This is a genomic window from Thiopseudomonas acetoxidans (assembly GCF_030362935.1).
GTDB lineage: Bacteria > Pseudomonadota > Gammaproteobacteria > Pseudomonadales > Pseudomonadaceae > Thiopseudomonas > Thiopseudomonas acetoxidans.
In genome coordinates, this window is the sequence record NZ_JAUCDY010000001.1 from 358,487 (window position 1) to 371,957 (window position 13,471).

Sequence of the window (13,471 nt, forward strand, 5' to 3'; positions counted from 1 at the left end):
TTTAATCACGGCTCTTTAAGCGGCGTAAATCACCGATAACTGATTCTAGGGCGCGGTCAAAGAGCTGTGCATCATCCAGCAACGTCAGAGTTCCGTCTGCAAAAGCTAAAGCAAGCTCGGCGCGGCTTTTCTCCAGTACTTTAAGCCCTCTGCGGTTAACGAAAATATAGCGTCCTGTAGATTTGATAATGGCAGCCAGCTTACAGCGAGTATTTTGCTCATCGGCCTGTGTTAGCTCAAACCAGCTACCGGCATTTAACTTATCTACCAGTGCTAAGGCGGGATGATTTTCATCAACCTCTACTTCAGGCACGGTGTCAGCGGCAGGCTCAGTAAGGGCGATTTTTGCCTTTACCTCAACCATGGCAGGTTCTTCTTGAGCGGGCTCTGTAGACTCAGCTGTTGGTGGTGGCTCTGTAGGAGTATCGCTAGGGGTCGATTGTGCTGGCGTTGCTTTTACAGTCTCAGTAGCAGGTTGGGCGGGCTCTAAGAGTGCGTTGGCACGCTGCATAGCCTGCACATGTAAAACTTCTAGTTTGGTAAACAGTAAAGAGGTAGCGAAAGGATCGAGAGCGGCTTGATTAAAACCTTCGTGCAGTTTTTCGAGCAGTTTTGGGATAAGTAGGCGTAACTTGCGTGCGGTATCCGGCTCTGTATGGGGCGAAACGCTCCATATCAGCTGATCCATGACAGCTAAGCTGCTTTTCCATTGATTGGATTGCTCACCATATTTGAGATGGTTAAGCAGCATGACTTTGCTCCATGAGTCTTGCAGTATCTGTACCACGGTTTCGGCAAGGGTTTTACCCATCAAGCGTTCATTGAGCGCTTCTTCCACCTGTGCGCGCGCATACTCAGAGCGTGCGCGTCCTTCTTCAGCATCACGAACACGTTGTTCTAGAAGCTCGCTGCGGCGACGCTCAGTACGCATGAAGCTGGCAAAATCCGTTAGCAGTTCATTAAAAATACCGGGGTCATCAGAGAAGTCATGCTGTAGACGCTGCACAATGGATTCTATTTTTTGCGATAAGCTATCTTGGTGCTTGGTATCTTGGTCGCTCCAACCCAGTGCAGCAGAGCCAATTTCATTCAACAGGCGGCGTGCAGGGTGATTGGTGTTATCAAAAAAGGATTTGTCTAAAACAGCCAGTTTTAATAGCGGAATTTGCATGCGCCCAATCATGGCTTTTAATGCGCTAGGAATAGAACGATCGTCTAAAATAAAATCAAACAGCATGGAGACGAGATTGATAATGTCGTTATCAATTTCACCTACGACGCGCGTGCGTTTGCTTTGCTGGCTGGCGCGTTGCAGTATGCTGTCGAGTTGTTTGCGGACGATTTGACTGCTTACATGTTGTTCGTTGTTATGTTGCTGTAAGTGAGACAGCAGACGCATTAAATCCTGTGTACTTATGGGTACCGCGTCACTGGGTGCGGGGGTGCTTGCTTGGCTAAGCTTCAAATGCCCCAGTAATGCTTGCAGCTCATCGAAAGCAATGTGTGTGTGAATTGCTTGCGTCACGCCAAAGGAGTGTTGGTCTGCATCAGCTGTATGACTTGTGGCATGCCTTTGTGTAACGGAGGGACGTTTTCGCTCGGTTGTTTGGCTGCTGAGATCGGGCAGAACCCCTTCCTTTATCAACAGCTCATTGCTGGCGTGGTAAAGCGCATGAATATTGTCCAGCACGGCCTTTTCAAACAGCTTCAAGATAATCAGTTTAATCTGGATTTCAAAGCCCAGAATCGTGCAGGATTCGAGAAAAGCAGTGGCCAGTGATTTAGGGCCTAGTGGGTTCTCATCGTTACTGATTTTGCGCTGTAGCAAGTGACCTAGGCGCGTGCTGAGCAGAGTTAGGGGCTGTACTTCAGTCCCCATTACTTTGGCGATCATGGTTTCAAGCGCAACCGATTCTTCAAGCTCGTCATTTTGCACTAAGCTGAGAGTGTCTAGGTTGAGCTTTTCTTCTACTCGGCTGCGGCCTATGGAACGTTGATTCAGCTGATTAAATTTATCAAGTAAGCCATGGAAAAAGCCGCGTTCTAGGCTTTTGCGCTTAAGACGTAAATCGCGCATGGCCTCAAACAGGCTGTTTTGTTCACTATTGCTAGTGGCGCGATCGGCCATTTCAAATAAAATGTCATCCGCTGAGGTAAATAATTCTTGCAGATTTTTTTTGATGTGCAGGGTGGCATTGTCCCGCACTAAAGAGAGGACGGGTGGCAAATTGCCGAGATTCTTTGAGGTGGTACTGTGGCTTATAGGCACAACCTTGGCTTCATTTTGCATAGGCTACCTCCTCTGAGAACAAGCCTGTAGCTTGAGTTTACAAATAACTAATACTAACACCTAGACTAGAAAATGTATGCTGCAAAAAGAGGGTCAGAAATCTGGCGTCAAATTTTTATTGATTATAACCAGCCGCTTTTTAAGTCCAAGCGCAGCCCATCTAAGCTTTGAAGCCAGTCACAGCTATTGTTGGGGGATAGGGGTGTTGGTGTTTCATAATTTAAGCGCGTGGCTCTATAATACTAAATTGTTTTTTTGGAGTGTTGCATGGCGAATTTGACTATCGAGCAACTTGCGGCAGAGGTTCGCGACAATGTGCGGGTTGCTTTAGCAGAAGATGTGGGTACTGGGGATATTACCGCGCAACTTATTCCGGCTGAACAACAAGCCCGTGCTCGGGTAATTACCCGCGAAGATGCCATCATTAGTGGCATGGCCTGGGTGAATGAGGTGTTCCGTCAAGTGGATCCAGCTGTCGAAGTGATTTGGCACGTGGCCGATGGTGAACGGGTGAGCACGAATCAGGTATTGTTTGAGTTGGTGGGCAGTGCGCGTTCGCTATTGACAGGCGAGCGTACCGCGTTGAACTTTATGCAAACGTTATCGGCAGTTGCTACGCGCTGCGGTTATTTTGCCGACAAGGTTAAAGATTTGCCGATCAAGCTATTAGATACGCGCAAAACCATTCCGGGTCTGCGTTTGGCGCAAAAATATGCAGTAACTTGCGGTGGTTGTCATAATCATCGTATTGGGTTGTATGATGTGTTTTTAATCAAAGAGAATCATATTACTGCCTGTGGTGGCATTAAAGAAGCAGTGGAAACTGCACGCCGTATTGCTCCAGAAAAACCCATCGAAGTAGAAGTGGAAAACCTGGATGAGTTTGCTGAAGCGTTAAAAACCAGCGCTGATATTATTATGCTTGATGAGCTATCGTATGAGGATATGCGTACGGCGGTCAAACTCAATGCGGGTCAGGTTAAGTTGGAGGCCTCTGGTGGAATTAACGAACAGACTTTGCGTGCAGTAGCTGAAACGGGAGTGGATTTTATCTCGCTGGGTACGCTGACTAAAAACGTTAAGGCAGTCGACTTGTCGATGCGCTTAAGCCTGTAAATTTATACTGCACCGGCAGAGCTAGCAACGTAGCCCTGCTGGTGTTGGTTTATCTTCTTCTGAGGTTTGCTTCTATTTCTGCATCTAAGTCTGGCGGCAGGAAGTCTTTGTCTGGATCGTAGGCTGGATTCAAGTATGGACTGAGCGCCTGTAAGTTATTAGGGCTGAGACTGCCTGCCACTTGCTGTAAGCGCAAATTGTTCAAAATATAATCGTAACGGGCGTTGTTGTAATTGCGTACTGCAGCAAATAGTTGGCGTTGCGCGTCTAGCACATCTACTATGGTGCGCGTACCCACTTCATAACCAATTTCGGTTGCTTCGACTGCACTCTGGCTGGAAATAATCGTTTGCTTACGCGCCTGAACCTGTTGGATATCCGTGTTAACCGCTCGATGCAGATTGCGCGCATCCTGTATGATCTGACGATGCATACTTTCTTTTAAATATTCGATTTGATTTCTTTGTTGCACGCCCTGACGCACGCTGGCAGAAGTTGCACCGCCGCTGTATAGCGGGATAGTCAGTTGCAAACCAATCACGGTTTGTTCCGCGTGACGATGGTAGGTGGGCATACCCCTATTGATGAAGCCTAGGCTGTCATTGTCACCTTTTTGATGCTGTGCAATGGCGTCGATGGTGGGTGCATGACCGGACTTACGTTTGCGTAAATCATTTTCTGCCGCGGTTACTGCAAAATCCATGGCTTGTAACTGTAGGTTTTCTGCAGTTGCTTTATTGACCCAGGCATTAGCATCGTTGGGCTGGGGCGGCAGGACGGGCAAACTGTGACGTACGCCTTCTAGGGCGTTAAACGTTTGATTGGTTAGGGTGCTGAGTGCTTGAAAGGCGTCCTGCACTTGGTTTTCTGCCACCAAACGGTTCGCGCGAGCTGCGTCATAGGCTGCTTGGGCTTGCAGTACATCCGTCTTATCAGATAAGCCCACATTAAAACGCTCTGAAGCCAAATCGTATTGGCGTTTAAAAGCATCTTCCTCGGCGCGGCTAGCCGCTAGGTTATCCTGTGTGCGTAAAACAGCAAAGTAGGCTTCTGCACTCTGCAAAATAATGCTTTGCTCGGTTGCGGAAAGTTCCAACGCTGCTTGTTCGCTATCTGCCTGTGCCGCTTTGAGTTGGTACCAGCTATCAAGGCGAAACAGGGGTTGGCTAAGCGTGGCTTGATAGCTGTAACTGTTACGCTTGCTGGTTTGCTCACCCAGCTGGCGTGTATCCACTGAGGTGCGGCTGTGGTTGGTGCCGGCACCTGCGCCGAGCTGGGGTAACAAAGCAGCACGAGCCAGGGGAATGTTTTCAGATCGGGCACGGTATGCTGCGTGCGCGGCTGCAAGGTCAGAGTTGTTCTCTACCGCAAGCTGGTACACATCCAGCAAATTAGCCTGTGTAATGGTTTGGGTAGCATAGGCGTTGGTGGTTATAAAAAAACTGGCTGCAATAATAATAGGTAAGGCGCGCATGGTTATGACTCATAAAAATAATACTTAAGACTAAAGTTTGCTGTGGGATGGGTCAAGTGACCATTTAGCACGTGGCGCTGGCTTGTGCTTTTGCGAGCTATCTGTTCTTATGGTGATTGATTCTTGTCGGGGCGCCTGATTTAGGCTGAGATTGGCATATGCCGGATCCCGTTGAACCTGATCGGGTTAATACCCGCGTAGGAAACAAGAGAAGAGGCGTTGTGAGTCTTGGCGCCTCTATTTTTTGTGGACAGGTTCCCCTGACAGTTTTTTGTTCTGTTAACCGGAGAACCTGAACATGACGCAAAAGCTGTCGCAACACCTTAGTGATACCGCCCAAGTGGACGCTCAGTCCATTCAACCCTTTCCTAATTCACGCAAAATCTATGTGCCGGGTTCGCGCCCAGATATACGCGTGCCGATGCGGGAAATCAGTTTAACGCCCACCGTTACTGAGCAAGGCCAAGAAGCCAATGCACCGGTATTGGTGTATGACACCTCAGGTCCCTACACGGACCCTAGCATCAGCATTGATGTGCGTAAAGGCTTGCCCAATGTGCGCAGTGCGTGGATTGCCGAGCGCGGCGATACCGAAGAATTACCCGGGCTTAGCTCAGAGTTTGGTCAGCAGCGCCTCAATGACGCGCAATTAAACGCCATGCGTTTTGCCGCCACCACCAAGCCTAGGCGCGCCAAAGCTGGGCGTAATGTCAGCCAAATGCATTATGCACGGCAGGGCGTGATTACGCCGGAGATGGAGTTTGTCGCCATCCGTGAAAACCTTAAGCTGCAAGAAGCTCGCGAAGCCGGTTTGCTGGATAGCCAGCATCCGGGGCAAAGCTTTGGTGCCAGCATTCCTAAAGAAATTACCGCTGAGTTTGTGCGCAGTGAAATTGCGCGTGGACGGGCGATTATTCCCGCAAACATTAACCATCCTGAATTAGAGCCGATGATTATCGGCCGTAATTTCTTGGTCAAGATCAACGGCAACATTGGTAACTCGGCGCTGGGCTCATCCATTGAAGAAGAAGTCGCTAAGTTGACATGGGGTATTCGCTGGGGTGCGGATACCATCATGGATTTGTCTACGGGCAAAAATATTCACGAAACCCGCGAATGGATTATCCGTAACTCGCCGGTGCCGGTTGGTACGGTACCCATTTATCAGGCGCTGGAAAAAGTCGATGGCATTGCCGAAGAACTGACGTGGGAACTGTTCCGCGACACCCTGATTGAGCAGGCGGAGCAGGGCGTGGATTACTTCACCATTCATGCCGGTGTGTTACTGCGCTATGTGCCGCTGACAGCCAAGCGCGTTACCGGCATTGTCTCGCGTGGCGGCTCGATTATGGCCAAGTGGTGTTTAGCCCATCACCAAGAAAACTTCATCTATACGCATTTTGAAGATATTTGCGAAATTATGAAAGCCTATGATGTGAGTTTCTCGCTGGGTGATGGTTTGCGTCCGGGCTCGATAGCTGATGCGAACGATGCCGCGCAGTTTGCTGAGCTGGAAACGCTCGGCGAGCTGACCAAAGTGGCGTGGGAGCATGATGTGCAAACCATCATCGAAGGGCCGGGGCATGTGCCGATGCATATGATTAAGGAAAATATGGAGAAACAGCTGGAGTGCTGTGATGAGGCGCCTTTTTATACCCTGGGTCCCTTAGTCACTGATATTGCACCGGGCTATGACCACATCACCTCAGGCATGGGGGCGGCAATGATTGGTTGGTACGGCTGTGCGATGCTGTGCTATGTCACGCCTAAAGAGCACTTGGGTTTGCCCAATAAAGACGATGTGAAAACCGGCATTATCACCTACAAGATTGCCGCCCATGCGGCTGACTTGGCAAAAGGCCATCCGGGGGCACAGATTCGTGATGATGCATTGAGTAAAGCGCGTTTTGAGTTCCGTTGGGAGGATCAGTTTAACTTGGCACTCGATCCTGACACGGCGCGGGAGTTTCATGATGAAACCATGCCCAAAGAGTCGGGCAAAGTGGCGCATTTTTGTTCCATGTGTGGACCGAAATTCTGCTCGATGAAAATCACTCAGGATGTGCGTGAGTACGCCAAAGAGCACGGGTTAACGGATGAGCAAAAAGCGATTGAGGCGGGCTTTAAAGAACAGTCGGAACGCTTTCGCCAAGAGGGCTCGATAATTTATAAGCAGGTTTAATTAGCCGGTGGCGAGGTAATGCGGGCAGGGCTGCCCGCATTCTTGTTACGCAAATATCAAAAAACGCTCGGCGTCAGCGATATAGGTTTTTTCGGAAAGCTCGCCTTCGTTGGAGCCAAAAGGCATTTGCGCCCGTAGCGTCCAGTTGCTTGGAATATCCCAGTGCGCAGCGACAGCAGCGTCGATTACTGGATTGTAATGCTGCAGGCTGGCGCCTATATCGGCATTAGCCAGTGCTGTCCAGACGGAAAACTGGGCAATGGCATTGGCATGCTCAGACCAAACTGGAAAGTTATCCGCATAGAGAGCAAAGCGCTCCTGCAATCCTTCCACCACTGTTTGGTCTTCGTAAAATAAAACTGTTCCTGCGCCCGCAGCAAAGCTATTCACCTTGGTTTTGGTGGCAGCAAAGTTATCCGCAGGAACCAAAGGCCGTAAAGACTCTTTGACCAAATCCCACAATGCTTGGTTGTGCTCAGCATAGAGAATTACTGCGCGAGTACTTTGTGAGTTAAACGCTGAAGGCGCCTGCCTAACCGCCTCTTGAATAAGCTCGGTAGTCTCGGCCTGCGACAAGGTGAGGTTTTTACCTAGCGCATACTGACTGCGACGTTTTTTAATGGATTCGATAAATAGATTGTGCATAGGTTGAGTATCCGTTGTTGTATAATTAAGGCTCGACACTGATCAAGCAGGACTGAGCTTGGTTGCTCAGGCCTGCTTGAGGTTAGGCTAAAGCGTTAAAGGCTTGTTCAGCGGCTTCTAACGTGATTTGTAGCTCGGTTTTACCCATGGCTGCAGACACAAAGCCGGCTTCATAAGCACTTGGCGCCAAATAAACGCCGCCGTCAAGCATCAGGTGGAAGAATTTCTTGAACCGTTCAACATCACAGGCGACCGCATCCTTAAAGTTACGGATGTCTTTATTGTCGGTAAAGAATAGGCCAAACATGCCGCCCACTTGCGTGGTTGTGAAGGCAATACCGGCGGCATCAGCACGCTCTTGTAAACCCTGCGTCAGACGCTTGGCATAGCTACTGAGTTGCGCATGAAAATCCGCTTGTTGCACCAGTTTGAGCGTGGCTAAACCTGCGGCCATCGCTAGCGGGTTGCCAGATAGCGTACCGGCTTGGTACACCGGACCTAATGGCGCAATGTGCGACATGATCTCTTTTTTACCGCCAAAGCAGCCTACCGGCATGCCGCCGCCAATTACCTTACCGAAGGTAGACAGATCCGGCTTCACGCCGTAATGTGCCTGTGCTCCACCTAAGGCCACGCGGAAGCCTGTCATGACTTCGTCAAAAATCAACACCACGTCGTGTTTATCACACAGCTGGCGCAAACCTTGCAAGTAGCCATCTACAGGTGGAATACAGTTCATGTTACCCGCTACCGGCTCGATAATAATACAGGCAATGTCTTGGCCTTTTTCTGCCAAGTACTTAGCCACGGCATCTAGGTCGTTATAGGGTAGGGTGATGGTGTGTTTGGCGAAGTCCGCAGGCACGCCGGGCGAGCTTGGCACGCCCAAGGTCAGTGCGCCTGAACCGGCTTTCACCAGCAGACTGTCGGAATGACCGTGGTAGCAGCCTTCAAATTTGATAATGCTGTCACGTCCGGTGTAACCGCGTGCTAAACGGATCGCGCTCATGGTTGCTTCGGTGCCGGAGCTGACCATACGCATCATTTCCATGGAGGGCACTAGCTGGCTAACCAAGTCGGCCATCTCTACTTCCAACGCTGTTGGCGCACCAAATGACAGGCCGTGTTCCAACTGTGCGCGTACTGCATTGAGCACTTCAGGATGACCATGGCCAAGAATCATTGGACCCCACGAGCCGATGTAGTCGACATAGCGTTTGTCGTCCTCATCGGTCACATAAGCGCCTTCGGCGTGCTTGAAAAATAACGGCGTGCCGCCGACACCGGCAAAAGCACGAACAGGAGAGTTTACGCCGCCAGGAATGTGTTGTTGGGCGTTAGCAAATAAAGTGGCTGAACGAGACATGAAAATCCTCTAATTTGTCGCAAAGGGTGGGAAAAGATCGGTAAAGGCACGGGCGCGCCGCTCAACTTCGGCAGCTGTGGACGCGGCAAACAGTGCGTGAATGACCGCTATCATAGCAGCTCCATGGCTGATTAGGGGTGCAGCGCTATCCAGCTCAATGCCGCCAATGGCCACGATAGGGCGCTGCAAAAACTGGGCTTGTTGCAGCAGATCAATATCCGCCAAAACCTCGCCGGGCTTGGTTTGTGAGCTGAAAAAACGTCCAAAAGCAACGTAGCTAGCACCTTGGGCAACTGCCTGTTCGGCCAAGTGTAAATGGTGGTGGCAGGTAGCCCCGATAATGGCGCTTTCAGTTAAGCGTAAACGTGCTTCTGTTAGCGAGCCATCGCCTTGTCCCAAATGCAAACCGCAACCCAGTTGCTCGGCCAATGCTAGTTCGTCATTGATAATCAACTCGGCATTGTAGGCGTGGCACAACTCCAGCAGCGCGCTGGCTTCGTATAAGCGCTGCTTGGTTGAGCTGCTTTTATCACGGTACTGCAGCACACGCGCACCACCTTTAAGCGCTGCTTCGCAGTAAGGTACTAAACGGCCATCCGCAAGCAGTTGGCTGTCAGTGATGGGGTAAAGTCCGTATAGCTTCATAGTGGTCTTATGAAAAATTACAAAGGTAAACGGCGCGGGATATATTGCCCTTTACCCGGAGCTTCTGCGTCACGCAATGTGCGCCATGTATAGTTTAAAGCGCTGTGTACCGCGCTGAGTAAGTTTTCGCCCTGGGCAATTCGACCAGCAAGAGCGCTAGCAAGTGTACAGCCCGAGCCGTGGTATTTTCCGGGTAAGCGTTGTTGGATAATATCGTGGCGACTGCCGTCTTCTAGGTAGAGGCGGTTATGTAGCTCGTTTTCAGGGCCGTGACCGCCGGTGATGAGCAAGTTTTTGCAGTGCCTGAGCAGCACCTCTGCGCATTCGTCCTCAGTACCATAGGGTAGTTCGGCTAGCATCTGCGCTTCTGGCAGATTAGGGGTAACTATATGAGCCAAAGGCAACAGCTCTTCCCTGAGTGTAAAGCCGACATCGCCAGCGCCCAAAGAACCACCGCCTTCGGCGCGCAACACAGGATCGCAGATTACCGGGATGTTTGGGGTCATGTGCATGACCTCAATGGCGGTACGCACCATTTCGCTTGAGCCCAGCATGCCGAGTTTGATAGCTGAAACGCTAACATCGCTAAGAATGGCACGCGCCTGAGCAACAATCCAGTCGTGGTCTAGCACACGAAAATCGCTGACGTTGACCGTGTCCTGAATGGTTAATGCAGTAATAGCAGGCGCAGCGTGGCAGTTTTGTGCTAGCAGGGCTTCGATATCAGCCTGTATGCCAGCGCCGCCTATGGGGTCGTGTCCTGATAGGCATAGTACAATTGGGCGAAAAGAAGGGTTGGTCATTATTAAGCCTTTATTCACAAATAATTAGAGGTGGTTAGGTGTTTCACAGGTAGTAGGTTCATCTAAGCATTTCTGCGCGCTTAACCAGCGCAAAGCGCGCGCTTTAGCTTGTTCGGGGGTATTGGCGAATGATAACTGTCCTCTACGCATACGAACATCGGCGCGGCGCATTTTTCTGCGCACGCGTGCCGAGGTGCCAAGGAAGATAATGCCTATGCCTTGTGCGTGGTAGTCATTTACCACGTTTTGTAAGGCGGCAAGGGCAGTCATGTCTAGCATAGAAACTGCGCTTAAATCGACAATGACAATCTGCAATCCAGGACTGAAGCGACGTAGTGCGCTAAGAGCTTTTTCAGCAGCTCCAAAGAATAAAGGCCCACGGATAGCATACAGAGCAACAGACTCTGGTAGCTCGCCGAGTTCATCAAAATGTTCGCGGCTAATGCTGGTGGTGTCGGTAAGCTCACTCATGCTCTTAATAAATAGACCGGCAGCCAACAGCAGGCCAACTCCAACGGCGAGTACCATGTCGAATAAAACTGTCAAAATAAAGCAGGTTAATAACACCAATACATCATTACGCGGTGAGATTTTTAGTGTGTGAATGACGTGTTTAGGCTCGCTCATGGTCCAAGCTACCATGAGTAGCAGCGCGGCCAGTGCAGCCATAGGGATATAAGTGAACAGCGGCGCCAATACTAAGATGGCGAGTAAAACCACAAATGCGTGAATAATGGCGGAGACTGGTGAGACAGCGCCGGCACGTACGTTTGCAGCGCTGCGGGCAATGGCTGCAGTGGCAGTGATGCCGCCAAACATGGGCGCCACAATATTGCCTATACCTTGGCCAAGCAGCTCACCATTAGGATCGTGTTTGGTGCCTGCCATACCGTCAGCCACTACGGCGCACAACAAAGACTCGATTGCGCCCAACATTGCTATTGCAAAAGCAGGTGCTAATAGTTGACGAAACAGCTCGAAAGACAATACCAGTGGTGCATCATTGGCGCCGGTTAGCTGCCATGGCCAGGTGAAACTGGGTAGAAAAGGCGGAATGCCGGGATGACTAACGCCGTCAACCATATAGCTGAAACGATCACCAATGGTGACAACATCAAGCTCAATAGAATGAAACACAAGACCCAGCAATGTGCCCAAAGTTAAGGCAACCAAGTGGCCGGGGATTTTTGGGAAAAATTTGGGCCAAATAACCAGAGTGCCAAGAGTTAAAGCAGCAACAAGAGTATCGCCCATGCGCATGCTGGGGAGGGCGAGCACTAGGCCTTGTATGCGTTCAATATAGTTGGCTGGAGTATCGATGCCTGTTAAACCAAAAGCGTCCTGTATTTGTAAGGTGGCGATTACCACGCCGATACCAGCGGTAAAGCCGAGTATGACTGGGTAAGGAATAAACTGCAGTAACGCACCGGCACGCAAAAAAGCCATGATGACTAAAATAACGCCTGCCAGCGAAGTACAGAGTAAAAGTCCGCCCAAGCCGAATTGTTGTGTGATGGGCAAAAGAATGACTACGAAAGCTGCGGTAGGACCGGACACGTTAAAACGTGAGCCGCCCAGTAGAGCGATTATAAAGCCACCAACCAATACAGTGTAAAGGCCGTGCTGCGGGGCCGCGCCTACGGCAATAGCTAATGCCATGGCTAGAGGAATAGCAATAATACCCACGGTTAAGCCCGCACTAATATCTCCGCGTAGTGAGTTCACTGAGTAGCCAGCAGCAAAGCTTTGGCGTAAAGCAGAAAATAAAGGGGGAAGATACATCACTGGCTCCAGACGGTTTTTTAGTGGAATTAAGTTGCAATATTCTCTGTAATAGGCATAATTGCCCGACTCTTTTGGACAGTATGCCTAGCTGAACAATTGAATAGACAGGAAGATGCTACGCCTGTCGAGCATGTAAGTTCAAGTAAGCACGAGACCCGAGCCCCCGAAAGTAGTGCTTGCTATGCAGCTTTAAACAGTCAACACCAGACTAATGATTAGGATTTGCCGTTTAAAATAACTGAACGGCTCTGAGGCTATAGCGAATGAAAACTTTTAGTGCAAAACCAGAAACAGTGAAACGCGACTGGTATGTGATCGATGCAGCTGGCCAGACCTTGGGTCGTTTGGCTACTGAAATTGCCACCCGCTTGCGTGGAAAACATAAGCCTGAATACACACCTCACGTTGATACGGGCGACTATATTGTTGTCATCAACGCAGAGCAGGTACGAGTAACAGGAAAGAAAACATCTGATAAGCTCTACTATTCACATACAGGCTACCCAGGTGGAATTAAGTCAATCAGTTTCGAGAAGCTGATTGCGCGTGCACCTGAGCGAGTGCTTGAAGGCGCAGTAAAGGGCATGTTGCCTAACAACCCACTGGGTCGTGCAATGTATCGTAAACTTAAAGTTTACGCAGGTACTGAGCATCCACATGCTGCACAGCAACCCACAGAACTGAAGATTTAACGGGAATAGTAGATTATGTCGGCGAATCAAAATTACGGTACAGGCCGTCGCAAGACTGCAACAGCACGTGTCTTCTTGCGTCCAGGTACTGGCAGTATTTCAATTAATAATCGCAGCATCGACGATTTTTTCGGTCGTGAAACAGCGCGCATGATGGTACGTCAACCGTTAGAGCTCACTGAATCCGCAGAGAAATTCGATGTGTACGTTACTGTGGCAGGTGGTGGTATTACAGGTCAGGCTGGTGCTATTCGTCATGGTATTACGCGTGCACTGATGGAGTACGACGAAACTTTACGTGGTCAATTGCGTAAAGCTGGCTTCGTTACGCGTGATGCTCGTGAAGTTGAACGCAAAAAAGTTGGTTTACGTAAGGCGCGTAAGCGTCCTCAGTACTCCAAGCGTTAAGTGTTTGCGTATACAGAGAACGCCCATATTCTGTTTAGAAATGGGCGTTTTTTGTATCCGTAAAA

At 50.0% G+C, this 13,471-nt stretch carries 11 protein-coding genes and 1 riboswitch; of the genes, 4 read left to right on the forward strand and 7 right to left on the reverse strand.

The window, feature by feature from the left end; all coding sequences use genetic code 11:
- Position 1: 1 nt before the first annotated feature.
- Positions 2-2,290 (reverse strand): DUF1631 domain-containing protein, encoded by a 2,289-nt coding sequence (locus tag QEZ41_RS01800; RefSeq protein ID WP_289409646.1) that lies wholly within the window; start codon positions 2,288-2,290, stop codon positions 2-4.
- 267 nt (positions 2,291-2,557) lie between these two features.
- Between QEZ41_RS01800 and nadC the strand changes: the two genes are divergently transcribed.
- On the forward strand, positions 2,558-3,406 hold the full coding sequence (nadC, locus tag QEZ41_RS01805; protein ID WP_289409647.1) for a carboxylating nicotinate-nucleotide diphosphorylase: 849 nt from the start codon (positions 2,558-2,560) through the stop codon (positions 3,404-3,406).
- A 49-nt stretch (positions 3,407-3,455) separates the two neighbouring features.
- On the opposite strand, the gene QEZ41_RS01810 is transcribed toward nadC, so the two are convergent.
- Positions 3,456-4,880, reverse strand: coding sequence for a TolC family outer membrane protein (locus tag QEZ41_RS01810; RefSeq protein WP_289409648.1), 1,425 nt, complete (start codon positions 4,878-4,880; stop codon positions 3,456-3,458).
- 117 nt (positions 4,881-4,997) lie between these two features.
- A riboswitch (TPP riboswitch) is annotated at positions 4,998-5,101 on the forward strand.
- A 77-nt stretch (positions 5,102-5,178) separates the two neighbouring features.
- On the opposite strand from QEZ41_RS01810, the gene thiC reads away from it, so the two are divergent.
- The gene (gene thiC / locus QEZ41_RS01815) at positions 5,179-7,062 is read left to right on the forward strand and encodes a phosphomethylpyrimidine synthase ThiC (RefSeq protein WP_289409649.1); all 1,884 of its coding nucleotides are present in this window, start codon (positions 5,179-5,181) and stop codon (positions 7,060-7,062) included.
- Positions 7,063-7,107: 45 nt separating this feature from the next.
- Here the strand turns inward: thiC and QEZ41_RS01820 are convergent, their stop codons facing one another.
- The 5 genes from QEZ41_RS01820 to dauA form a co-directional block, all read right to left on the reverse strand.
- A complete protein-coding gene (locus tag QEZ41_RS01820) occupies positions 7,108-7,707 on the reverse strand; it encodes a nitroreductase family protein (protein WP_289409650.1) in 600 nt (199 codons plus the stop codon).
- Between the two features lie 82 nt (positions 7,708-7,789).
- On the reverse strand, positions 7,790-9,073 hold the full coding sequence (gene hemL / locus QEZ41_RS01825; RefSeq protein WP_289409651.1) for a glutamate-1-semialdehyde 2,1-aminomutase: 1,284 nt from the start codon (positions 9,071-9,073) through the stop codon (positions 7,790-7,792).
- A gap of 9 nt (positions 9,074-9,082) precedes the next feature.
- The gene (gene thiE, locus QEZ41_RS01830) at positions 9,083-9,718 is read right to left on the reverse strand and encodes a thiamine phosphate synthase (RefSeq protein ID WP_289409652.1); all 636 of its coding nucleotides are present in this window, start codon (positions 9,716-9,718) and stop codon (positions 9,083-9,085) included.
- Positions 9,719-9,735: 17 nt separating this feature from the next.
- Entirely contained in the window at positions 9,736-10,521 is a 786-nt protein-coding gene (locus QEZ41_RS01835) for a bifunctional hydroxymethylpyrimidine kinase/phosphomethylpyrimidine kinase (protein WP_289409653.1), read from the reverse strand.
- Between the two features lie 24 nt (positions 10,522-10,545).
- Entirely contained in the window at positions 10,546-12,303 is a 1,758-nt protein-coding gene (dauA, locus tag QEZ41_RS01840) for a C4-dicarboxylic acid transporter DauA (RefSeq protein ID WP_289409654.1), read from the reverse strand.
- Between the two features lie 266 nt (positions 12,304-12,569).
- Here dauA and rplM point away from each other — a divergent pair, with 266 nt between their 5' ends.
- Both rplM and rpsI read left to right on the forward strand, forming a co-directional pair.
- Positions 12,570-12,998 (forward strand): 50S ribosomal protein L13, encoded by a 429-nt coding sequence (gene rplM, locus QEZ41_RS01845; protein ID WP_289409655.1) that lies wholly within the window; start codon positions 12,570-12,572, stop codon positions 12,996-12,998.
- Between the two features lie 15 nt (positions 12,999-13,013).
- Positions 13,014-13,406: a 30S ribosomal protein S9 gene (gene rpsI, locus QEZ41_RS01850; RefSeq protein WP_289409656.1), complete on the forward strand. Its 393-nt coding sequence runs from the start codon at positions 13,014-13,016 to the stop codon at positions 13,404-13,406.
- Positions 13,407-13,471 lie beyond the last annotated feature (65 nt).

Excerpts from the sequence above, each read along its gene's own strand:
- QEZ41_RS01800 (WP_289409646.1), bottom strand. The coding sequence starts at position 2,290 with ATGCAAAATGAAGCCAAGGTTGTGCCTATAAGCCACAGTACCACCTCA.
- nadC (WP_289409647.1), top strand. The coding sequence starts at position 2,558 with ATGGCGAATTTGACTATCGAGCAACTTGCGGCAGAGGTTCGCGACAAT.
- QEZ41_RS01810 (WP_289409648.1), bottom strand. The coding sequence starts at position 4,880 with ATGCGCGCCTTACCTATTATTATTGCAGCCAGTTTTTTTATAACCACC.
- thiC (WP_289409649.1), top strand. The coding sequence starts at position 5,179 with ATGACGCAAAAGCTGTCGCAACACCTTAGTGATACCGCCCAAGTGGAC.
- QEZ41_RS01820 (WP_289409650.1), bottom strand. The coding sequence starts at position 7,707 with ATGCACAATCTATTTATCGAATCCATTAAAAAACGTCGCAGTCAGTAT.
- hemL (WP_289409651.1), bottom strand. The coding sequence starts at position 9,073 with ATGTCTCGTTCAGCCACTTTATTTGCTAACGCCCAACAACACATTCCT.
- thiE (WP_289409652.1), bottom strand. The coding sequence starts at position 9,718 with ATGAAGCTATACGGACTTTACCCCATCACTGACAGCCAACTGCTTGCG.
- QEZ41_RS01835 (WP_289409653.1), bottom strand. The coding sequence starts at position 10,521 with ATGACCAACCCTTCTTTTCGCCCAATTGTACTATGCCTATCAGGACAC.
- dauA (WP_289409654.1), bottom strand. The coding sequence starts at position 12,303 with ATGTATCTTCCCCCTTTATTTTCTGCTTTACGCCAAAGCTTTGCTGCT.
- rplM (WP_289409655.1), top strand. The coding sequence starts at position 12,570 with ATGAAAACTTTTAGTGCAAAACCAGAAACAGTGAAACGCGACTGGTAT.
- rpsI (WP_289409656.1), top strand. The coding sequence starts at position 13,014 with ATGTCGGCGAATCAAAATTACGGTACAGGCCGTCGCAAGACTGCAACA.